Annotated in this window: 19 protein-coding genes; 10 read left to right on the forward strand and 9 right to left on the reverse strand. The window is 65.6% G+C overall.

The annotated features are described in order from the left end of the window. Positions 1–24 precede the first annotated feature (24 nt). The 5 genes from AC5Y4D_RS05030 to AC5Y4D_RS05050 form a co-directional block, all read right to left on the reverse strand. Positions 25–873, reverse strand: a complete 849-nt coding sequence (locus AC5Y4D_RS05030; RefSeq protein WP_500036553.1) for a lytic transglycosylase domain-containing protein — start codon at positions 871–873, stop codon at positions 25–27. A 130-nt stretch (positions 874–1003) separates the two neighbouring features. Continuing rightward, positions 1004–1492, reverse strand: coding sequence for an LppP/LprE family lipoprotein (locus AC5Y4D_RS05035; RefSeq protein WP_499944829.1), 489 nt, complete (start codon positions 1490–1492; stop codon positions 1004–1006). Between the two features lie 116 nt (positions 1493–1608). Beyond that, complete coding sequence (locus tag AC5Y4D_RS05040; RefSeq protein WP_499944828.1) at positions 1609–2061, reverse strand: universal stress protein; 453 nt, start codon at positions 2059–2061, stop codon at positions 1609–1611. A gap of 76 nt (positions 2062–2137) precedes the next feature. Then, positions 2138–3331, reverse strand: a complete 1194-nt coding sequence (locus AC5Y4D_RS05045; RefSeq protein ID WP_500036554.1) for a cytochrome P450 — start codon at positions 3329–3331, stop codon at positions 2138–2140. A gap of 3 nt (positions 3332–3334) precedes the next feature. Continuing rightward, positions 3335–4120: a spirocyclase AveC family protein gene (locus AC5Y4D_RS05050; RefSeq protein ID WP_499992302.1), complete on the reverse strand. Its 786-nt coding sequence runs from the start codon at positions 4118–4120 to the stop codon at positions 3335–3337. Between the two features lie 201 nt (positions 4121–4321). Here AC5Y4D_RS05050 and AC5Y4D_RS05055 point away from each other — a divergent pair, with 201 nt between their 5' ends. After that, complete coding sequence (locus AC5Y4D_RS05055; RefSeq protein WP_500036555.1) at positions 4322–4987, forward strand: TetR/AcrR family transcriptional regulator; 666 nt, start codon at positions 4322–4324, stop codon at positions 4985–4987. Positions 4988–4998: 11 nt separating this feature from the next. Here AC5Y4D_RS05055 and AC5Y4D_RS05060 read toward each other — a convergent pair whose 3' ends face one another. Next, entirely contained in the window at positions 4999–7131 is a 2133-nt protein-coding gene (locus tag AC5Y4D_RS05060) for a hypothetical protein (RefSeq protein ID WP_500036556.1), read from the reverse strand. Between the two features lie 104 nt (positions 7132–7235). After that, positions 7236–7838 carry a TetR/AcrR family transcriptional regulator gene (locus AC5Y4D_RS05065; RefSeq protein WP_499944823.1) on the reverse strand — a complete coding sequence of 201 codons (603 nt, stop codon included), beginning with the start codon at positions 7836–7838 and terminating at the stop codon, positions 7236–7238. A 96-nt stretch (positions 7839–7934) separates the two neighbouring features. Here AC5Y4D_RS05065 and AC5Y4D_RS05070 point away from each other — a divergent pair, with 96 nt between their 5' ends. The 5 genes from AC5Y4D_RS05070 to AC5Y4D_RS05090 are packed head-to-tail and all read left to right on the forward strand — an operon-like array spanning position 7935 to position 13799. Further along, on the forward strand, positions 7935–9101 hold the full coding sequence (locus AC5Y4D_RS05070; RefSeq protein WP_499944822.1) for a spirocyclase AveC family protein: 1167 nt from the start codon (positions 7935–7937) through the stop codon (positions 9099–9101). A 37-nt stretch (positions 9102–9138) separates the two neighbouring features. Beyond that, positions 9139–10293, forward strand: a complete 1155-nt coding sequence (locus tag AC5Y4D_RS05075; RefSeq protein WP_499944980.1) for a spirocyclase AveC family protein — start codon at positions 9139–9141, stop codon at positions 10291–10293. A 1-nt stretch (position 10294) separates the two neighbouring features. Further along, positions 10295–11113: a CbbQ/NirQ/NorQ/GpvN family protein gene (locus tag AC5Y4D_RS05080; RefSeq protein WP_499944821.1), complete on the forward strand. Its 819-nt coding sequence runs from the start codon at positions 10295–10297 to the stop codon at positions 11111–11113. Beyond that, entirely contained in the window at positions 11110–12813 is a 1704-nt protein-coding gene (locus tag AC5Y4D_RS05085) for a nitric oxide reductase activation protein NorD (RefSeq protein WP_499944820.1), read from the forward strand. The genes AC5Y4D_RS05080 and AC5Y4D_RS05085 overlap by 4 nt, the downstream gene beginning before the upstream one ends. Before the next feature lie 2 nt (positions 12814–12815). Continuing rightward, on the forward strand, positions 12816–13799 hold the full coding sequence (locus tag AC5Y4D_RS05090; protein ID WP_499944978.1) for an NAD-dependent epimerase/dehydratase family protein: 984 nt from the start codon (positions 12816–12818) through the stop codon (positions 13797–13799). Here AC5Y4D_RS05090 and AC5Y4D_RS05095 read toward each other — a convergent pair. Further along, positions 13789–15267 (reverse strand): phospholipase D-like domain-containing protein, encoded by a 1479-nt coding sequence (locus AC5Y4D_RS05095; RefSeq protein WP_499944976.1) that lies wholly within the window; start codon positions 15265–15267, stop codon positions 13789–13791. The genes AC5Y4D_RS05090 and AC5Y4D_RS05095 overlap by 11 nt on opposite strands. Positions 15268–15368: 101 nt before the next feature. On the opposite strand from AC5Y4D_RS05095, the gene AC5Y4D_RS05100 reads away from it, so the two are divergent. The 4 genes from AC5Y4D_RS05100 to AC5Y4D_RS05115 all read left to right on the forward strand — a co-directional run bounded on the left by AC5Y4D_RS05100 (position 15369) and on the right by AC5Y4D_RS05115 (position 20335). Further along, positions 15369–16214, forward strand: a complete 846-nt coding sequence (locus tag AC5Y4D_RS05100; protein WP_499944819.1) for a peptidoglycan recognition protein family protein — start codon at positions 15369–15371, stop codon at positions 16212–16214. A 190-nt stretch (positions 16215–16404) separates the two neighbouring features. Next, positions 16405–17862 carry an adenylate/guanylate cyclase domain-containing protein gene (locus AC5Y4D_RS05105; protein WP_500036614.1) on the forward strand — a complete coding sequence of 486 codons (1458 nt, stop codon included), beginning with the start codon at positions 16405–16407 and terminating at the stop codon, positions 17860–17862. A 67-nt stretch (positions 17863–17929) separates the two neighbouring features. Continuing rightward, a complete protein-coding gene (locus AC5Y4D_RS05110; protein WP_500036557.1) occupies positions 17930–18775 on the forward strand; it encodes a mycofactocin-coupled SDR family oxidoreductase in 846 nt (281 codons plus the stop codon). 9 nt (positions 18776–18784) lie between these two features. Continuing rightward, the gene (locus AC5Y4D_RS05115; protein WP_500036558.1) at positions 18785–20335 is read left to right on the forward strand and encodes a class I adenylate-forming enzyme family protein; all 1551 of its coding nucleotides are present in this window, start codon (positions 18785–18787) and stop codon (positions 20333–20335) included. Between the two features lie 85 nt (positions 20336–20420). On the opposite strand, the gene AC5Y4D_RS05120 is transcribed toward AC5Y4D_RS05115, so the two are convergent. Further along, complete coding sequence (locus AC5Y4D_RS05120; protein ID WP_500036559.1) at positions 20421–21065, reverse strand: TetR/AcrR family transcriptional regulator; 645 nt, start codon at positions 21063–21065, stop codon at positions 20421–20423.

Here is a 21065-nt window from a genome sequence, read left to right on the forward strand (position 1 = left end):
CGCTGGACGACAGCGCAGGCGTGGCTACTGGGGGTGTGAAGCCAGATAGTCCGCGACCGGGATGCGTTCGGACGCGGTGTAACCGACGGGCAGCAACACGTCGCCCGAGGTGGTCAGATAGTAGACATCCCAACGGTGATAGGCCGCGAATGCCGCCGGATCGCCGCCGATCGCCGCGGCGTAGTCGTTGACCGCTCCGACATAGTGGCTCGAATGGTTGTAGCTGTAGATGGCGCCGTCGCGGTTGCCGGCGAACCCGTTTGCCGCGAGCATGCGACCAGCCGCCATGATGCTGTCGCGCGGTGAGCGGATGTCGCCGCCCTCGCCGTAGCTGGCGAACGTCGACGGCAGGAACTGCATCGGCCCCTGGGCGCCGGCAGTGCTCACCCCGGAGATGCGACCGAACGCGGTCTCGACCATATTGATCGCCGCCAGGTAGTTCCAGCCGACGCCGCTGGCCGCCTCGGCGGCACGGTAGTAACCCAGCAGCTCGCCGGTGGACGCCGGCGGATCTATCCGCCATGCGGGCAGCGTGGGCTTCGCCTCGCCCGCGTTCAGCGCCTGCAGGTGGTGGCGGGCGTCGACATTGAGGTCGTAGGTCGCGGTGAGCGACGCCGGAATGATCGGGCGCACGGTCGACTCCCACTCCGGGTGGCGCCCGATGGCGCGGTAGGCGGCCTGTTGGCGCAGTGCGGCGGCCTGCAGAACGGCCTCCGACGACGACGGGTCGCGCAGCGCCTGCTCGTCGGCCACCAGATCCCGGGCCAGCAGCGCGGGGTCGGAGGCCAGTGCCGGCGCCGCGGGCCGCGGTGCGGCGTTTGCCGGTGGCGGCCCGGCCAACAGCCCCAGGCCGGCAATGCCCGCCAATAACATTGCAGCACAACGGGTTATGCTGGCTCTCAGGGTCGAACCGGAAGATGGGCGTCGGCGGTTACGGCGTGGCTGTGCAACGTGCATGGGATACATCTTGTCCGCCGTGCACCATTTGTCCAAGCGTGCGGCGTCACCAGGTCGGTTCGGCGTCCAGCGCGACGACGCGGCTGCCCTGCCACTGGTAACGCGTGGTGGTGATCGGGCCGGGGCATGCGGTGCAGACGTTGCGGCCGTCTTTGTAGTCCAGGGCGACGGTGTCGTCGGTCGTCTTGGCGGTGTTCAACGACGTGAACGGGAATGCCTTCGCGGTGGCGACACCGGCGAACGCGCCCTTGTGGAACAGCAGGGCGAGGTCAGGCGAGCTTCCGGTGGCGCCCAGGACGGTGATGATCACCGTCGACAGCGTGGTGCACGGGTTGTAGTTGCTGCTCGGGTCGAAGCTGTGGGTGTTGGTATCCCAGGCCGAGTTGTCCGGTAGCACCGGCAGCGATTTGACCGCCGTCTGAATCTCCGGCGCAGCAAGATTGACCCCGCATGTCGGTTCGGCGTAGGCGGGCGCGGTCAGTGGATTGAGCACGCTGAGAGCGGCGGCAAGCATGGCCAGGACAACCATTCGCATCGAAACATTGCCTCCCTGTTGGCTGCCATTCATCGTCGCCCCGCCTTCTGCCGGCGGGTAGGACTGTGGCGACATTGTTTCGAAGAAGTGACCCTATGGGTCCCCGGGAATTGACCTCAGTCTTCGGTCTCCACCACCAGCACCTCGGTCTGCGCGCGCTTGGAGACGGCTTTGGACACCGAACCGACGACACGCCCGACCAGCGAATTGGCCCCGACGTCGCCCACCACGATCAAGTCGGCCTTCGAATCGTCGGCCAGTTCCAGCAGCGCATCCACCGGCGCCCCTTCGACGGCGCGTTCCTCGACGTCGGTGGCGCCGGCGTCGCGCGCCCGGTCAGCGGCTTTGCGAAGCAAGTCGTACACCGGCGCGTTGCCCTGGGTGCGGTACTTCTCGTCGCGCGCCTGGTCGGGATCCGGACCGCCGCCGCGGTCGTCGTCGTCCACGAACGCCGACGCCACAATCAGCTTGGCACCCGATTCGGCGGCGATCTTCGCGGCGCGATCGACGGCGCGAAGGGACGTGTCGGATCCGTCGGTACCTACCAGCACGACTTTGTAATCGCTCATTGCATACCTCCCGAAGGTGTGACCGTTGGCTAACCAATCGCGGGAGAAACGAAACAAGTTCGTTCCGGCGGTTCGGTCAAGTCGTCCTGACCGGCAGTCGCGCCCATCCCCGCACACTGGACGTCCGGGCCCGAATTGCGTTGTCGTAGTCGACTTCCCAGTCCGTCCATCGCTTCAGGACCTCTTCGAAAGCGACCCGCCCCTCCAGACGCGCCAGTGCCGAACCGAGGCAGAAATGCAGTCCCTGCCCGAAACTGAGATGACCACCCTTGCGGTGGATGTCGTAGCGGTCGGGTTCGACGAACTTCGTCTCGTCGCGGTTGGCGGACCCGTTGAGCAGCAGCATGTACGACCCTTCGGTGACGGTCTGCCCGTACAACTCGACGTCGGCGGCGACGTAACGTGCCTGCACCGGGGAAGGCGGCTCGTAGCGCAGGGTCTCCTCCACCGCGCCGGGGATCAACGAGGGATCGGCGACCAATTCGTGGCGTTGTGCTGGATGCTCGCCCAGCAGCTGACCCATGAATCCGATGAGCCGGGCGGTGGTTTCGTTGCCGGCGCCGGCGATCATCGCGGTGTAGGCGAGGACTTCGGTGCGGTCGAGTCGGCGCCGGGATCCGTCTTGTTCCTCCACCTCGGCGTTGAGCAGTTCGGTCATCAAATCGTCGGACGGGTGCTGGGCGCGCCACTCGATGTACTCGGCGAACAGCGCGATCGAATCCTGGAAGATGGTGGCGCTGATGTCGCCTTGCTCCGCGCCGACGGTGATGCTCTTGTCGTTGCGGTCGCGGATCTCCTGCTGCCCCTCCTCCGGGATGCCCAACAGGTAGCCGATGGTGCGCATCGGCATGATCGCGCCGAGATCGGCGACGAAGTCGAAGCCGTCCAGGTCGCGCAGGGGATCCAATGCGCGCGAGCATGATTCACGCACCAGGTCTTCGACGGCCAGCATCCGGCGCGGAGTGAACACCCTGGACAGCAGCTTTCGGTGCAGATCGTGCAGCGGCGGATCCTCGAACAGCAGGATGCCCGGCGGTACCTCGAGGCCGCTGAACAAGATGTCGGCGGTGGTGCCCCGTCCCGACCGGTAGGTCTGCCAATCATGCAGTGCCGGAGCCACATCCTGGTAGCAGCTCAGCGCGTAGAAGTTGTACCTGTCGTTGAAATACAGCGGCGCTTCCGCGCGCATCCGCTTCCACACCGGGTACGGATCGTCGTCGATGTCATAGTCGAACGGGTCGTAGTAAAGCTGCGTGGTTTGTTGGCTCATGGCTCACTTAGGTTGATTCGGTACGCCGGGGAACAGCTGCTCGTCGGGTCCCGAGGTCACATAGCCGTTCAGCATGGTTATCAGGTGGGGCGCAAAGACCGCGCCGTAGAGCAGGTTTCCGATCAGGACGACGGCGCCGATGGACAGCAGTGACGACTTGACCCGGCTCTTCGTCTTCGACTCCGCCCACATCTCGATGACGTTGCGCCCGAAGGAATCCGTGCGCCCGAGCAGATAAGCGAAGACCATCATCTGTACGCCCAGGGCGATGGAATCGTAGATCGGGTACTGGTGCTTGGTGCCTTCGAACACCGCAAGGCCGGGGATCACGTAGGCGTAGTGGAAGACACCCAACCGGGCGCCCAGGAACGCGTTGAAGGCAAACGCCCAACAGAAGCCGACCACGAAGCCGGCGCCGAGGAGCGCAAACGGCCGGCGCCAACCGAACCGCGCGGCCGCCCGTTGCCCGAGCGCCGCGCCGATCACGGCGGGCAAGCAGAAATACCCGATGTAGCCCAGCGGCACGGACGACGGCAGCCCACCCCAGGTCATGTTCAGCGGCCACCACGACGGCATCCGCGGCAGCGCGGGCGGGAACTGGGCATACATCGCCCAGTCGTAGGGCGCCTCGATCCAGGAGAACGAGATCGCCGAGATACACAGCAGAAGCAGCGGGTGCAACCGGCGTTGGCGGACGCTCAAATACACACCCGCGGCGGTGAACGCGATACCGCTTCCCCAGCCGAAGATGACCGCTCCGGTGAGCAGCGGCGTCAGTTCGCCGCTCACTGGACCGGCTCGTCCCGGCCGCCGCCACGCGCTTCGGGATCGAAGTAATAGACCAGTCCGAAAATCAGGACGATCAACCCGAACAGCGTGCCGAGCATGATGACTGCGCCCACGTCCGCGCCCCTTCGGTCAGGGAACAATCCGACGTTGAATAGTGCACACTATTCTAAGTGGAAGGTCAAGGGACTATCGTGGGAAATCGTGTCCCCGCGACCGGCGCCCAAGAAGAAGTCGGCGGCCGAAGCGTCCGTTCAACCGCTCCGGCGGCCACGAGGCGAGCCGCGCAGGTTGCTGCTCGACGCCGCCCGTGAGCTGTTCGGGCGCCAGGACTACCGCAGCACCACCACGCGTGAGATCGCCGAGGCCGCCGAAGTCAGCGAATACCTGCTCTTCCGCAACTTCGGATCCAAGGCCGGGTTGTTCCGGGAAGCGCTCGTCGTTCCGTTCACGAACTTCGTCGACGAATTCGGGCGGACGTGGCAATCGATCATCCCCGAGGAGACCGAAGAAGAGGAATTGGCACGCCTTTTCGTCGGACAGCTCTACGACGTGCTGGTGGAACATCGCGGACTGCTGCTGACGCTGTTGGCCTCGGAAAGTTTCAGTCGAGACGAGATCGCCGGCACCGGGATGGACGACATCCGCAGGGCGCTCGCGGTGCTCGGTGGGATCAGCGCAGAAGGCATGCAGTTACGCGGTTTTCGCTCCAGCCAGCCCGACCTGCCCGCGCACTCCACGGTGGCGATGATCGTCGGCATGGTCGCGTTGCGGTCGACCTACTTCGGCGAGAGACAACCTTCCCGGGAAGCCATCGTCGACGAACTCGTCCAGGCGACTCTGCACGGGTTCCTGCACCGCAACGACTGACCTCGAATCTGCTACGCGGGCTCCTCGGCCGGCCCGTCGCACCGCGGAAGCCGGTGCAGCGCGCCCGGCCCCTCCCCCGTCGTCCGCAGGATGCGCTGCCCGTCCGCGGTGGTGGCGACGCTGATCTGCAGATCGTCGCCCGCCGCGTTGTCCGGGGTGACGAAAAGCTCCAACTCACCGGAATCCGCGAACAGGATCGCGTCGTCGTTGGACAGCTTCCAGGGCTGGCCGTCGCTGGGCCACCGGCCTCCGACCACCCGGATCTCCTCGCGGTCGCTGTCGTGTTCGTCGGACTTGATATTGACGCAATCGACCCAGAGCTTCGCCGGGACCGGACGGAAGTAGACCGCGAGGCGCTGACGATTCAGATTGGCGTCCACCGGGATTCCGAGCGGGGGCAGCAACGTCCCCTCCGGGCGGTCGTTCAGCGACTTCTTGACCTGGCGCGACCCCAGTCCGGCGCCGAACCAGTCGATGGTCAGCAACGTGCCGATGTACTGCACGATCGCCAGCGTCAGCACGCTCCCGGCGCTGGCGCCCACCCCCGCCCCCACGGCCCACGTCACGGGCAGCGCGAGCAGACCGACCACGGCCGCCGCGCCGGCCGCCGTCGCGGCCTTGCCGGCCAACGTCAGCCCGAATTCCGCGTTCACCTCGGGCTCGGGCGGATTCTGCGTCGGACGAACTCCGACCGTGCGGGGCAGCGCCTCGAACTGGTCACTGACGTGCTTGACTATCGCCTCGTAGTCCTGCTCGTCGAGTTCACCGGCGCGCTTCTTGTCACCGGCTGCGCTCAACGAACGCTCGAGAGTCTCGACGGTTTCCAGGTCGGCGTAGTGGGCCTCGCTGGGGTCGGGATCGCGCGGTATGTCGTCGAGACCCATTTCGTAGGTGACCTTGAAATTCGCCTTGAAATCGTAGAGCTTCGTGTCCGCGCTGACGGTGCCGTCGATGACCAACCTGCCCTCTTCGGTGCGCGGCAGGATATCGGCGGCAATCGCGTCCAGGCAGCGATCGTCGCCGCCGATGTTGACGGTCTTGGGACCGTTGAGCACACAGGGCACCTCGGCCACGAAGTCGCTTTCCTCCAGGCCGAAGTTCTTCATCACGGTGTCCCGGACCTGGCGCAGGATGCTCCACCCGGTGACGGCCAATCCTGCTTTCTCACGCGGGTTTTCGGCCAGTATCGACGCGGGCAACTCTTCGCCCGTCGGCAACTCGCGCAGCGTCTTGAGCTGGATCACCAGCGACTCGTGGGTGTCCTCCCCGATCTCGAAACGCTGCACGACGGCGTCGAGGTCTTTGAAGGTGGAGTCGTCCTGCGCGTCCGGGTCGATGTCGACCGGTGTGGGCATGATGTTCACGATGCCGCCCTCGCCCTCCTCGGCGAGTTTGGGACGCACGGCATCGGCGATTTGCGCGGCCAGGGAGTCGAGCACCCGGGTCCGCAATTCGTCGTCGGAAGTAGTGGGGTGCTGCACTCGCTCCAGGTTGACCAGCAGTTGCCCGGCAATGCTGTGCGTGATCCAGTACGCCTCGGCATAGTCGAGTTCCCAGCTGACCCGCGGGTCTTGGCCGGCGAAGACGGTATGACCATCCTCGCGGCGCTCGAGGTGTGAGCCGAACAGACGGCCGGTGTATTCGTCCGGCGGCGGACCGGCCACCAGGACGGGAGCGTCCTGCTCGGTCAGGTTCAGCACCACCGTCTGCTTGCCCGGTTCGATTTCGTGCGGCTCGAGTTGATCGTGCACCGTCAACCGTCCGAACAACGGAATCTCGTTGTAGGCGATTTCGCGCGACTCACCCTCGCGCGGGCCGTCCGGGATGGTGACCGTCGCCGGTGGCAGTTGCACCAGCGGGATGCAGGTCACCGAGTCGATGACGATCTTCGAATCGAAGATTGCCAAGTCGATCGCGAAGTGCCGCAACGGGTCTCGGGTTTCGCCGTCGATCTCTTCCTGCCACGGCCGCTCGTGCGAATCGAGGATGAACCAGACGCGGTCCAGCGTGAGGTCCAGCGTGGCCGTCGCGGAGTAGCCGGTGCCGTCGACGGACTCGGTGTACTTGTCACCGCCGACCATCTCGGCGGTCTGATCCTGGACGCGTTCACGATGGATTTCGATGATCGTGTCAGGGCGCTGCATGTCGACCTCTCAATACGTGCCGGCGGTGAGGGTGGTTTGCGGTTCTAGTACCCACATCGACCCGTATTGAGTCGTGTCCCGAGTCCGGGACGCACTGCCGGAGGTCAGGGCAGCTTGATCACCGACACGTACATCTCCAGCATCGGCCGGAACAGGTCGACGTCGTCGAGTTGAGTGCCCAGCATCACCGAGTCCGTGGTGGCCACCAGGATGTGCGCGAACGTCAACGGCGGAATCAGCAACGCTCCCCCGAGCCGGTCGATGCCCTCCACGACGAATTTGCCCAGCGCCTCCACGACCTCCGCACGTTTGGCGGACACCCGCTCGCGCGCTTCGGCGTTGCGCAGCAGATAGAGCGTGAACTCGTGCCCGAGCGCGGCGTGCTCGGCGCCGCGGTCGCGGCTCAGCTGCCGCCAGCGATCGGCGATCTCGTCGAGTTCGCGGGCACCGATGTGCGTCGCGGTCGACATCACCTCGGCGAAGTTGTCGAAATAGCGCCGCCAATAGCGGTCGCTGACCGCCAGGAACAGATCTTCCTTGGTGGCGAAGTGCTTGTAGATGGCGCCCTTGGTGTATCCGGCAGCGTAGGCGATGTCGTCGAGAGTTGCTGCGGTGAAGCCCTTTTCGGCGAAGACATCCTCGGCGGCATCCAGCAGCAGCGAGCGGGTGTGTTCGAGTCGTCGCTCCCGCGTCCAGCGCTCCGGCATGCGGCCGATTGTGCCACAGGGATCTGAGAAGCTCATTGTTCATCCAGATACTCGTTGGTATATTGCCGAAGGTCAGTCACCAAGGGGGACTTCATCGTGAGCAAACCGCTCAGGCAGCAGGAGCGGCCGGTCGTCACCGAGTCAGCCGGCAAGGTGGCCGGCCTCGGTGCGCAAAATCCGTCCCAGCGGGTGCGGATCTGGGCCGTTGCCGGCGGCGCGGTGCTTGCCCTGCAGGTCTATGTGTGGATTCGGTGGATCACCGGCCCCTACTTCCAGCGCGTCCCGGCCGGGCCGACGGAGCCGCCGCTGTTCATGAAGGTGCCGCTGATGGCGAACGCGATCGTGCTCTGGGCCGGTCTGCCGTTTGCCGTGTGGTGGTTCATCGTCAGACCGTGGCGGCGCGAGCGCCGTATCACGCTCGACGGCATGCTGTTCGCCTCGATGGGGCTGATGTTCTTCCAGGATCCGCTGCTCAACTACTTCAACACCTGGTGCACCTACAACACCTGGCTGTTCAACCGCGGGTCGTGGTCGTCGCACATACCGGGCTGGATGTCACCGGAGGAACCGGGCCGTCAGGTCGCCGAACCATTGTTGACCAATGCGCCGGGTTACGCATACGGGGTGCTGCTGATCACCATCCTCGGGTGTTGGGTGATGCGCAAAGTCAAGGCGCGGTGGCCGAACATCAGCAACATCCGATTGATCGGCGTCACATACCTTTTCACCTTCGTCCTGGATTTCGTGATGGAGGGTTGCCTGCTGCTGCCGACCGGCCTGTTCACCTATCCCGGTGCGATGCGGGCAGTTTCGATCAACGCCGGCCACTACTATCAATGGCCGGTCTACGAGGGGCTGATGTGGGGTGGCGTCCAGGCGGGGCTGTGCTGTCTGCGCTACTTCACCGACGACCGCGGCCGTACCGTCGTCGAACGCGGAATCGACCAACTGCGAGGCGGATTCGCGGCACGCGAGTTCACCCGTTTCCTGGCCATCTTCGCCGCGGTCAGCGCGTGCTTTTTCTTCTTCTACAACGTTCCCGCGCAGTGGATGGGCCTGCACGCCGACCCGTGGCCGCAGGACGTGCTGAAGCGCTCGTACTTTCTCGGCGGAACGTGCGGCGACGGGACGACCCAACCCTGCCCCGACCCTGCGCTGCCGATGCCCCGCAAGGGCTCCGGCTACGTGAATAACGAAGGCAGGCTGGTCCTTCCACCCGGCGTAGAGCTGCCCAAGACGGTCCCGGTCGAACGGGGTAAGTGAGTTTGACTATCCAGGAGTCTGTTTCGTGAGTGAACTGATGAACCATCATGCGCCCGTCGTCACCGAGCGGCTCGGCGGAGCCACCGCGCTCGGTACGCAGGCGAAGCGCCCCTCCGGGCCCGTCCGGGGTTGGGCGATCGTCGGCGGAGTGATTCTGGCTTTCCAGTTGTTCGTCTGGATCAGCTGGATCAGCGGACCGAACTTCGAGCGAGTGCCTACCGGTCCGAGCGACCCGCCGACGTTCATGAAGGCGATTCTTCTTACCTGGACCGGCGTCATCGTCATCGGTTATCCGGTGGCCATCTGGCATTTCCTCATCCGACCCTGGCGGCGCGAGCGGCGGATCACCCTGGACGGCATGCTGTTCGTGGCCTGCGGCCTGATCTTCTTCCAGGATCCGTTGCTGAACTACTTCAACACCTGGAGCACGTACAACACCTGGATGCTCAATCGCGGCTCCTGGGTGCTGAACGTGCCCGGCTGGCAGTCATTCGGCGAACCGGGCCGGATGATGGCCGAACCGTTGCTGATGAACGCACCGGGTTACTCGTTTGTTCTGCTGTGCACGATGCTTGGTTGCTGGGTGATGCGAAAGGTCAAGGCGCGCTGGCCCAATGTCAGCACCCTCGGTCTGATCGGCGTTGTCGTGGTGTGGGCGTTCTTCTTCGACCTGGTCATCGAGGGCTTGTTCTTGATGCCGATGGGGCTGTTCACCTATCCCGGCGCCATCCGGGCCTGGTCGATCAACGCGGGCACCTACTATCAGTGGCCGCTCTACGAAGGACTGATGTGGGGAGGTGTACAGGCGGGACTGTGTTGTCTGCGCTACTTCACCGACGACCGGGGCCGGACATTCGTCGAGCGGGGTCTCGAACGCATCCGGGGCGGGGTCGTCAGACAGCAGGTCACCCGCTTCCTGGCGATCTTCGCCGCGTGCAGCGCGTTCTTCTTCGTGTTCTACAACCTGCCGGCGCAATGGTTCGCCATGCACGCCGAGCCTTGGCCCGATGACGTACTGAAACGGTCTTATTTCTTGATGGGCATCTGCGGGGACGGAACCGATCGGCCGTGCCCGGATCCGTCACTTCCGATGCCGCGCAATGGTTCCGGCTACATCAACACCGACGGCAAGCTGGTCCTGCCGCCCGGGGTGGAATTACCGAAGACCGTTTCGGTGGAACGGGGAAAGTGACTTGCTGACCAACAGTGTGCCCGCCGTTGAAACTGATCGCACCGCGCCGTTTTACCGTGCAGTCGGCGACGAAGCACAGGTGTTCCGTGCCGCCGCGCGCCGCGGTCTGCCGGTGCTGCTCAAGGGGCCGACCGGATGCGGAAAGACCCGGTTCGTGGAGGCTATGGCGCACGAACTCGGACGCGACCTGATCACCGTCGCCGGCCACGAGGACATGACGTCGGCCGATCTGGTGGGACGCTTCCTGCTCAAGGGCGGCGAAACGGTCTGGGTGGACGGGCCCCTGACGCGAGCCGTACGCGAAGGCGCAATCTGCTATCTGGACGAGGTGGTGGAGGCGCGACAGGACACGACGGTGGTCATCCACCCGCTGGCCGACCATCGCCGTGAGCTTCCAGTCGATCGGCTCGGCACCACATTGCGCGCGGCACCCGGGTTTCAGCTCGTGATCTCCTACAACCCCGGCTATCAGAGCGTCCTGAAGAACATCAAGGAGTCGACTCGGCAGCGCTTCGTCGCGATCGAGCTGGATTTCCCGCCGGCCGAGATCGAGACGGAAGTCGTTGCCTATGAGGCGGGTATCGACTTCGCGACCGCACGCACCCTGGTCCGGCTCGGCAACGCGATCAGGAACCTGGACGGGTCCCCACTGGGTGAAGTGTCCTCGACCCGGATGCTGATACTGGCCGGCGGCCTCGTCGCAGAGGGGCTGAGCCTGCGCAGCGCGGTCGAGTCGGCAGTCGTTCGTGTCCTTTCCGATGACCGCGACGTGATCCGCGCCCTCGGGGAACTCGTCGAGGCCGTGCTGCCCACACCGTGACAGAGTCAACTGTCAAGGAGCTGAACCGGTTCCGGTTGCTGGCTACCTTCGTGGCGGGCAGGGCCGTCGATGTTGCCGAGGCGACATCCGGTGCCGCTCCGCACACCAACGGGCGGATCGTCTTCGTCTCTGCCGGACGTCCCGTCGCCGATCAACGCCGCGAGGTGCTGCTGCAGAGCGCGCTGCTCGGCGCGGGCAGCTTGAACCCGCGGCTGATCAAACCGCTGCGGGCGCGGCCAGCGGCGGCGCGCCGCTATCTGGCGCTGGAGGGTTGCCGGGTGCTCACCGCCCTCTCCGAGAGTCTCCCGCTTGCCCGACGGGTGGGCCTCGACATGGATCCCCGCACCGCCAGCGCCGAGGAGTCACTCGAAAAGGCCACGGGTCGAGGCAAAGTCGGCGACCCGCCGCCGTGGTTCGGAGTCCTCAGACCCGCCCAGCTGCTGGCAGCATCTAGCGCACCCGGGGCGCGACCCACCGACATGCAACTGCAGCTGGCAACCGACCTCGTCGACTCACCCGCAGACGACGGCGAGGAGGACGAGGAGAAGCCGCGAGAAAGCAAGATACTCAAACTCTTCGACAATCCACTGGTCGCCTCGAAGACCGTCTCGGACTACCTACGCAAGCTGCTCGGCACCTCGAGTGGCGGTGACAACGGCGCCGCCGGTGCTGAATTGCAGGTCCGCTCCGCGCGACGGGCACGCACCGTGGGACCCGAGGCGCGACCGCTGCCCGCGCGGATCCACTTCACCGACGACGGCCATCCCGGGGCTGCGGTCGGTGTGGGCGGGGCGCTGTACCCGGAATGGGACGTCCACCGCAACCGATACCGGCCGCGGTGGTGCCGGGTCATCGACTTTCCGCTGACAGACAATGCCGCCGTCGAAGACGCGGCCGTCACCCACGACGAGGTGCTGCGGCGACGGTTGGCTCGGGTGGGCCTGGGGCCCAAGGTGCTTCGCGGCCGGCCCGATGGCGACGAACTCGACATCGAGGCGTTGATCGACTTGTTCGTCGATTTGCGCTCCGGGCACTCGCCGCCGGAAAACGTGTATCAGGAACGTCGCAAGTTGGCCCGCAACCTGGGGGTGCTCATCCTGGTCGACGCGTCGGGATCCGGTACCGATACCGATCCGCACGGACTCGCCGTCCACGACCATCAGCGTCGCGCCGCCGCCACCTTGGCCCACACCTTGGAGGAACTCGGCGACCGGGTTGCGGTCTATGCGTTTCGCTCCGAAGGCCGGCACTCGGTGCACCTGCCGGTCATCAAAGGGTTCGGGCAGCGTTTCGGCGCCGTCGGACGAGCCCGGCTCAATCAGCTGCAGCCGCAGAGCTATACGCGCCTGGGCGCCGGTATCCGGGGGGCGGGTGAGATCCTCAAATCCCAGGCCGGCACGCCGAACAAATTGCTGCTGGTGCTGTCTGACGGTTTCCCGTACGACCACGGCTACGAAGGGCGCTACGCCGAAGCCGATTCCCATCGGGCACTGGCGGAGCTTCGCGCCGATGGTGTTGCCTGTCTTTGCCTTTCGATCGGCGCTGGAACAGCCACCGATGAGCTGGAGCGTGTCTTCGGCTCCGCCGGTTTCGCCGGCGCGGCGACGCTGGCTGACCTCAGCCCGCGCATGGACGAGTTGTTCCTGACGTCCCTGCGTGAACTGGCCGCCCCCAAACCCACAGCGAGGACACGACATTGAAGGTGCTGTTGACCGGCGCACTGGGCAACATCGGCTTTGCCACGCTGCAGGCGTTGCTCGACGAGGGACACGACGTGGTGGCTTTCGACATCGACTCTCGTCGGGCGCGCAAGCTCGCCGCCACTCTGGACGGAGGAGCACGTTTCGTCTGGGGCAACATCACCGATGCACAGGCAGTACGACACGCGTTAGAGGGGGTGGACGCGGTCATCCATTTGGCAGCCATCATCCCGCCGTACTCAGAACGGGCGCCGGAGCTGGCGCGCAAGGTGAACCTCGACGCCACCCGTGCTCTGGTCACCCAGATGGAGGAGTCCCCTACCGCCAAGCGGCTCGTCTTCGCCTCGTCTATCGGCATCTTCGGTGAGGTGCAGGACCGCGAGCCGCCGCTGCGGGCGGATACGCCCGTCGCTCCGACCGACGAGTACGGACGGCAGAAGGTCGCCTGCGAGGCCGCGATCCGGGAATCAGGGCTGCGCTGGAGCATCCTTCGCCTCGCGGCGGTGACGCCGATCCACTTGCAGGCGCAGGACCCCAGCATCATGTTCGAATTCAGCCCGGACGCGCGGTTCGAGTTCCTGCATCCCGCAGACGCGGGAACGGCTTTCGCGCGTGCGGTGGCCGAGGAGAAGACGGTCGGCAAGATCCTCTACATCGCGGGCGGGGCGGGCTGCCGAATGACCTACTACGACTTCACCAACGCACTGATGAACGCGATCGGAATCGGTCGGTTGCCGGCCGCGGCTTTCGTGCGCTCGAAACCCGCTCGCTTCTTCGGTGATTGGGTGGACACCGAGGAGAGCCAGCAGCTGTTGCGGTATCAGCAGCGCGGGCTCGACGATCAATTGCGGGACATGAAAAAGGATTTCGGCATGCTGGTGCCGCTCCTGCGAGTCGTACGCCCGCTCGCGACGTGGTTCATCACCCGTCGCTCCGCTTATCTTCAGGAGAATCGACGTGGGGCCGGGGTGAGCGTCAACCCCTGAGTCCGGCGATGAAACGTTGGAAACTCCGGCTCAACGAACGCGGGACGTGGTCGGGGTCCATCAGATCGTTTTCCGCCAACGGACTGGCTTCACCGGCGACCGACCGCTCGGTCAGTGGCCGCAACGTCTTGTCCTGGCCGCGGAGTTCCTCGACTGTTTTGAGCAACGACCGGGACTCACCGAGCGAGTTCTGTAGCTGTTCGACGGACACGCCGAGGTGTTCGGCCACCAAATCGTCTCGTACGGCGATCATTTGGTGCCGCAGCTCGTCGTGGTCCGGGTTGTCCGGATCGGCTTCGATGGCCACATCGCCTTCGCTGTCGAAGCCCATCGACCGGTTGTTGAGGTTCGACGAACCGATGCGCAGCAGTCGATCGTCGACCACCATCACTTTCGAGTGGACGTAGATCGGGGCCCCGCCGTCGGTTACCGGCCAATAGACGCCGAGCCGGCCGTGTTCGTCGGCGGCCCACAGTTGTTGGATGAGCCGGTGACGTGCGCCGTCCATCGTCCCTCTTTCCAGGGCGTTGTTGCCGCGCCGTGGCAGGACGATCACGATTTCTGGTCCGTCTTCCTCACGAAGCCGATCCGCCAGGACATCGACGACTCGCCGGGCCGCCAGGTACTGGTTCTCCAGGTAGATGGTGTGACGTGCCGCCGCGATGGCCACCAGATTGAGCGCTTCGGCTTCCCGAACTTCGTCTCGGCTGTCCAATTCCGGTAGCGTGCGCACGATTCCGACGTCGACGTTGCGCAACGTCGGTTCCAGCTTGCTCGGCCAACCGACATGCTTGGCGTCGATCTGGGGCAACGACTGATTCGTGGCCGTCTCCCACCGTTCCCGGGCGAGTTCGCTGAGCGCGTGCGCTGCGGGGCCGTCCACCGCCGCGGCGACCTCGTGTCGAGCCCCATAACTGCGCCCCACCGACCTACGGCAGCGGTTCTGGTGTTCGTGCGCACGGGTGTCCCAGCGGCTGAGGGTCAGATCGATACCACCGCAGAACGCCACCACGTCGTCGATGACGACGATCTTCTGATGGTGAACGGATCCCGGCGGATGGGCCCCGTCGACGGCGAAGTTGAGTCGCTTGCTACTGACCCGATTCAGCAGCGAGGTCGGGGTGATCCCGTACCAGATGCCGTCGAAAGCGGGAAGTAGGCGCAGATTGGACCGCAACAGGTAGACCTCGAGGTCGGGTCGCTTCCACAGCAGCCAATACAGGAACGCGCCGAGCTGGTTGGGGCCGGGCAACGTCTTGGTGCCCCGTTCGAATGTCATCCTCGAGTCGAGATCCCAGGCGATCACCATGATCCGGTGCCGGGCGCGCAGCATCGCCGCCTTGACGTGCTTGAAGTAGTCCGCCGCGTCGACGATGCAGGCGAACTGATCCGCGTGCTCCACCCGCCAGCAGGTCTGGCCCGGCATCAGCAACTGATCGTCACGCACAGACTTCCTCGACGCTTCCATGGGTTGTCGCGGACGTGGTGCCGCGGTATCCAGCATATTGAGCGCCGGGTTGACCGCGCCAATCGCATGGGACACGTCCTGCAGCGAATAGATTGAGGACCATGCGCGCGCACAGGCGACCCGACGAGGATCCGGACCTCGTCAGTCGTCGTCGGCTGCTTCGGCTGGCCGGCGGCGTCGGATTGGCCGCCGGCCTCGGCGCCTGCTCGACCAAGACCGCGGCGAGTCCCACCCCGACTCCATCCGGTCCGACGACGACCCCACCCGGTCCGACGACGACCCCACCCAGTCCGGTGGCGCCGGCCGCACCGAATCCTGCCACCGCCACGTCGACGGCGGTCCAGCCGCCCGCGGCCGGGGTCACGGTGCCACTGCTTTGTCGCGAGGCCTGGGGTGCGCGACCGGCCCGGGCCGGCGGCCGACCGCACACACCCAACCGGCTGACGCTGCACCACGCAGCCGTCGCGCTGGGCGACAACAGCAACGCCCCGGGCCGCTTCCGTGCAGATCAGCGCTACCACCAGGACAGCCTGGGCTGGATCGACATCGCCTATCACCTCGGGATCGACGGCAAGGGAAACATCTACCAGTTGCGCAACCCTGACATCGCCGGTGACACCGCGACGGACTACGACACCACCGGGCATTTCCTGGTCATCTGCGAAGGCGACTTCGACCACGAGACCGTGTCCGGGGCGCAGCTGCACGGTGCCGCCGTCGCATTCGCCTGGGCCGCCCAGCGGTATGACATCGCGACCAGCACGCTGGCCGGGCACCGGGACTTCGCCCAAACCTCCTGTCCGGGCGCCAGTCTCTACGCCCACCTCGCCTCGGGTGAACTCAAGCGTCAGATCGATTTGCTGTTGAGCGGCGGCCGAGTTGAATTGCGGCCGTCCTGCGGGGCAGAAGGTCTCGCGCAAGTCGCGGCCATCGAGGCCGGCAACTGACGCCATTGAGCGAACAGAACCGACAATCTACTGTCGGCTATGGGTGGCGATGCGACCGCAGACGAGAAAGGTTCACGGCGTCATCGAACTACCTGTGACCTATTGAGCCACAACGACATAGGAGTCTGCGACGAGCGCGACGGCGCACCCGTACCCTACCGGCAGGCTGTCCATCCGGTATGCCGGCCGCCTGGCGTGCGCGTATCTGCTGTCGGTCACCGCAGCCACCGCGATCGTGATACCGATCGGCGGCCACGCGTTCAGTGGGGCGCACGCCTATTTCACCCGTGCGAACGTGATCATCTCCGCCGTCCTGGTGGGCTTGGGAACTGTCGCCGTGGCCGTCGGCGGCGTACTGAACATCGCCTCACTATCCCGCTCACTGGCCACGGCGCCCGAACCCGGTCCAGTTCGACTCCCGAGCGCGACGAAGATCATCACCCGACAATCCACCATCCTGGTCGCGACATGGGCCGTCAGCGGCGCAATCTCGCTGCTGCTCAACCTCGACGGCGGGATAAGTGTCGCAGTCCCCACGCTCTTGGGCGCAGCGCTCGGCGGTGCCGCCGCGGCGTGCTTGGGTCTGTTGCTCACGCATCGCCTGCTGCGCCGCACCGTGGTCGCTGCCGCAGCCGAGTATGAAGAGGGCGTCTTTGCCCCCGGAGTCCTGCCGCGACTGCTCAGCATGTGGATGTTGTGCGGCGCACTGCCCTGCGGCGCCATCGCCGCGCTGGTACTGCTGCGGTCCAACGGATGGATCATCCCGCAGACAGCCTCGGTGGACGTTCCGGTCGTGGTCATGTCGCCGGCGGCCGTACTGATCGGGCTGCCGACGATGATCCTTACATCGCAATCGATTTCAGATCCCATCCGTGAAGTCGTCGACGCCATGGCACAGGTCGAACAAGGACACATCGATACCGCCGTCGGCGTATCGGAACGCTCCGAAATCGGCCGCCTGCAACGCGGATTCAACGGTATGGTCGCTGGGCTCGCCGAACGCGACCGGGTACGTGACCTGTTCGGGCGACACGTCGGCCCAGACGTCGCGCGCCGCGCCCTGGAACAGGGCACCTCGTTGACCGGAGATGTCTGCGAGGCCGCGGTCCTGTTCATCGATTTGGCCGGCTCGACACAATTGGCATCCAGCCGCCCACCCCAGCAGGTCGCCGGATTGCTCAACGACTTCTTCCGGGTCGTCGTGAGCGCCGTCGCCCACCACGGTGGTTTCGTCAACAAGTTTCAGGGCGACGCCGCACTGGCCGTCTTCGGGGTGCCGCTGCACACCGAAAACTCGGCGTCCGCAGCTTTGGCGACGGCACGCGATCTGGGAAAGCAGTTGCGGGAGCTGGTCATTGACTTCGGGCTCGGAGTCTCAGCCGGTTCCGTCTTCGCCGGCAACATCGGCGCTGAAGACCGCTACGAATACACCGTGATCGGTGACCCGGTCAACGAGGCTGCGCGGCTGGCCGATCTCGCGAAAACCTCCGAGCGGCCGATCCTGTGTTCTGCCGCCGTCATCGATCGCGCCGACAATGCGGAGCGCCGGCATTGGGCCGGGTTCGGCCGCACCGTGCTGCGCGGACGCTCGGAACCCACGGAGATCTCCGCACCCAAGGATCTCGGCGACCTCGGGGAGGACCAATGAATGCCGACACCGCTCAGTCGTCTTCGACGCGTAGCGTCAGGGCCGACAATCCACACGAAAGGTCCCAATGGCAGGCAACACGGTCGGCAGGGTCGCCGGCAAAGTCGCGTTCATCACCGGTGCGGCCCGGGGTCAGGGTCGTGAGCACGCGATCCGACTGGCCGAGGAAGGCGCCGACATCATCGCGGTCGATGTCTGCGAGGACATCGACGGTGTCGCCTACCCGGGAGCGACCGAGGCCGACCTGGCCGACACCACGGACCTCGTCGAGAAGTCCGGCCGGCGCATCGTCACTGCGAAAGCCGACGTGCGGGACGTGGAAAGTTTGCGTGCCGCGCTCGAGCAGGGAGTCGCCGAACTGGGCGGCCTCGACATCGTCGTCGCCAACGCCGGCATCAGCGGTGTGCCTTCGCCGGCGGCGTTGATCGAGCAGTCGGCGTGGCAGACGATGCTGGACATCAACCTGACCGGCGTGTGGCAGACGGTGAAGGCCGCGCTGCCGCATATGACCAACGGTGGCGGCTCGATCATCCTGGTCAGTTCGATGCTCGGTATTCGCGGCGGAGGCTATATGGCCCACTACGCGTCAGCGAAGCACGCCGTCGTCGGCCTGATGAATTCGTTGGCCAATGAGCTTGCCCCGCAGTGGATTCGGGTCAACTCCATCCATCCCGGCAACATCCTGACTCCGATGCTCGACAACGATTGGTTCTGCCGGACGCTGCGACCCGATCTGCCCGACCCGACCGTGCACGATGCCGCGGAGATCATCGGGCAGTTCCACCTGTTGCCCAAGCCGCTGATCGAGGCACGCGCCGTCAGCAACGCCGTGCTCTTCCTGGCGTCCGACGAGGCGCAGTACATCACGGGCGCAGCACTGCCCGTCGACGCCGGCGCGGTCGCGAAGTTCTGACGCTCCGACGTGACCCAGCCACTCACGCTTCCCGCCCTGCTGGCGCAGAGCGTGCGTCGCTTCGGCCAGGAAACCTATTTGGTCACGCCAACCGAACGCATCACCTACCAGGACGCGGAACGGGACTCGGCGAAGATCGCGCGGTGGTTGCTGCGCGAAGGCGTCGGGAAGGGCAGTCGGGTAGGCCTGTTCTTTCCCAACGGCACGGAGTGGGTCAACTGGTGGCTGGCCGTGTCGCGGATCGGTGCCCTGGCCGTTCCGCTGAGCACCATGTACACGCCGGCAGAGCTCGCAAAAGTGCTGCGGCTGGCGGACATCGGGTTGCTGATCGCACCCAGCCGGCTGCTGGACACCGACGTCACCGAACGATTCGAAGCCGCACTGCCGCAGCTAGCCGATCAGCGAGCGGGCCGACTGGCGCTGCCCGCCGCACCGTTCTTGCGTCGTATCGTGCTCACCGGCGAGACGGACCGCCAATGGGCGACCACCTGGAATGCATCCGGTGCCGGTGGCGTCTGCGACGATGTGCTGGCGGCGGCCCAGGATGAGGTCTCCCCCGCAGATCTGGCGATCATGGTGCACACCTCGGGATCAACCGCCGACCCCAAAGGGGTGCTGCATACCCACGGCACGGTGGTGCGGCAGACCTCGACCTGGCCGAGCGCGATCAAGGCGCTCACCGGGCCGGCGTCCCCGCCAAAGATCTTGTGCGCCATGCCGTTTTTCTGGATCGGCGGCCTGCTCGCCGCGACCGGGGCATTGCACGAACCCGTCACGCTGCTGGTGATGCCGCGCCTCGACCCTGGCACGGCGCTGGATCTTCTCGAACAGGAACGCGCCACCGGGATCGTCGGGTGGCCTGCCTTCACCCAACGGTTGCGAGAGCACCCGACCTTCGCGGCGCGCGACCTCAGCAGCGCACCGATGCTGCGTGACGGCCCGCTGGACCTTGCGATGATCAACGTGCCGGACGGATTTCCCGTCCACCGCACCATGTCTGAGACCGCAGGCGGTTTCGCGTTCACCGAAATCAGCATCGTCGACGAACGGGGTGCGCCGGTTCCCGAAGGGTTCACCGGCGAGCTCCTCATCCGCGGCGTCGGGGCAATGGCCGGATACAACAAGCGGGAGCGGTGGGAAACCTTCGATGCTGATGGCTGGTATCACACGGGGGACCGCGTCTATCGAAAACAAGACGATCCGCGCCTGTTCTATGTGGGACGAACCAGCGAACTCATCAAGACGGCGGGCGCCAACGTCTCTCCACTCGAGGTCGAGGCGGTCATCGAGGAATTCGACGATGTCGCGCAGTGCGTCGTCGTCGGGATCGACGACGAAGAGCGTGGCGAACAGGTGTGCGCCGTCGTGGTCGCAGCGACAGCGACGATCGACGTCTCGTCCCTGGCCGCGCGAGCCCGAAAACAGTTGTCCAGCTACAAGGTTCCAACCAGCTGGGCAATCGCGACGAGCGACGACATCCCCACGTTGCCCAGCGGCAAGCTCGACCGTCGGAGCTTACGGCGCATGCTGACCACCGGTGCGCTAAGTCGCCTGATCTAAGACCGAAGCGGTTGTTGACTCGTCGTGTGCCCGACGAAGCCGACGCGGGCGAGAACCAGGACGGTCCGTGCCGCCGCGCTGCTGCTCAGCCGCGGGCAATGAGCCGCGAAGTCTCCGGCGAGGCCGGCGCCTCGAGAAAGCCGGCGAGCCCGTCGACGACACCGCTGACGAACAAGGCGAACGGCACCACCGCATCACCGCGCCGGATCGCACGTTCGCGTTCGGCGGCGAGGTGCACGGCGAGGTCTTGAGCTTGCTGAATTCGCATGGTGCGCACTGGTTCCGGGATGTGCGGCAGCAAGCTTTGCATGCCCGAACTGAAGTCCTGCGCCGACTGCATCGCGTCGGGCTGATGCAGGAAAACCTCAACCGCGCCGGCGCGCTGCAGCTGCTCGATGAACGACACATACGAGCTGTCGGGTGACTCGGCCAGCTCGATCAGCGGCAGGACGTGCGCCTCCAGCTGAGCGCGAAGGTCGCCCGGATCGGCCCTGGCCCTGAGCAGCGCCCGACGTTGCATCAGGTCGTTCAGCCGGTAGGCGAAGATCGCGCGCAGCAGATCGTCCTTGGAGCCGAAGTGGTAGCGGATCGCCGAATTGTTCGATGAGCCCGCCTCGATCGATATCTGCCGCAAAGAGATTCCGGCGATTCCGTGTTCGGCGAACAAGCGCTCCGCCGCCAGCAGCAGCTGCAACGCCGTCGTCGGCGCGGGTCCGGTCCGAGTCGTCAT

It is taken from the genome of Mycobacterium sp. NGS67 (assembly GCF_059812185.1).

What these genes read in the sequence shown, in the direction of transcription:
- AC5Y4D_RS05040 (WP_499944828.1), bottom strand. Translation starts at nt 2,061, where the DNA reads ATGAGCGATTACAAAGTCGTGCTGGTAGGTACCGACGGATCCGACACG.
- AC5Y4D_RS05120 (WP_500036559.1), bottom strand. Translation starts at nt 21,065, where the DNA reads ATGACGACTCGGACCGGACCCGCGCCGACGACGGCGTTGCAGCTGCTG.
- AC5Y4D_RS05065 (WP_499944823.1), bottom strand. Translation starts at nt 7,838, where the DNA reads ATGCCGGAGCGCTGGACGCGGGAGCGACGACTCGAACACACCCGCTCG.
- AC5Y4D_RS05060 (WP_500036556.1), bottom strand. Translation starts at nt 7,131, where the DNA reads ATGCAGCGCCCTGACACGATCATCGAAATCCATCGTGAACGCGTCCAG.
- AC5Y4D_RS05110 (WP_500036557.1), top strand. Translation starts at nt 17,930, where the DNA reads ATGGCAGGCAACACGGTCGGCAGGGTCGCCGGCAAAGTCGCGTTCATC.
- AC5Y4D_RS05045 (WP_500036554.1), bottom strand. Translation starts at nt 3,331, where the DNA reads ATGAGCCAACAAACCACGCAGCTTTACTACGACCCGTTCGACTATGAC.
- AC5Y4D_RS05075 (WP_499944980.1), top strand. Translation starts at nt 9,139, where the DNA reads ATGAACCATCATGCGCCCGTCGTCACCGAGCGGCTCGGCGGAGCCACC.
- AC5Y4D_RS05030 (WP_500036553.1), bottom strand. Translation starts at nt 873, where the DNA reads ATGTTATTGGCGGGCATTGCCGGCCTGGGGCTGTTGGCCGGGCCGCCA.
- AC5Y4D_RS05035 (WP_499944829.1), bottom strand. Translation starts at nt 1,492, where the DNA reads ATGCGAATGGTTGTCCTGGCCATGCTTGCCGCCGCTCTCAGCGTGCTC.
- AC5Y4D_RS05095 (WP_499944976.1), bottom strand. Translation starts at nt 15,267, where the DNA reads ATGGAAGCGTCGAGGAAGTCTGTGCGTGACGATCAGTTGCTGATGCCG.
- AC5Y4D_RS05100 (WP_499944819.1), top strand. Translation starts at nt 15,369, where the DNA reads ATGCGCGCGCACAGGCGACCCGACGAGGATCCGGACCTCGTCAGTCGT.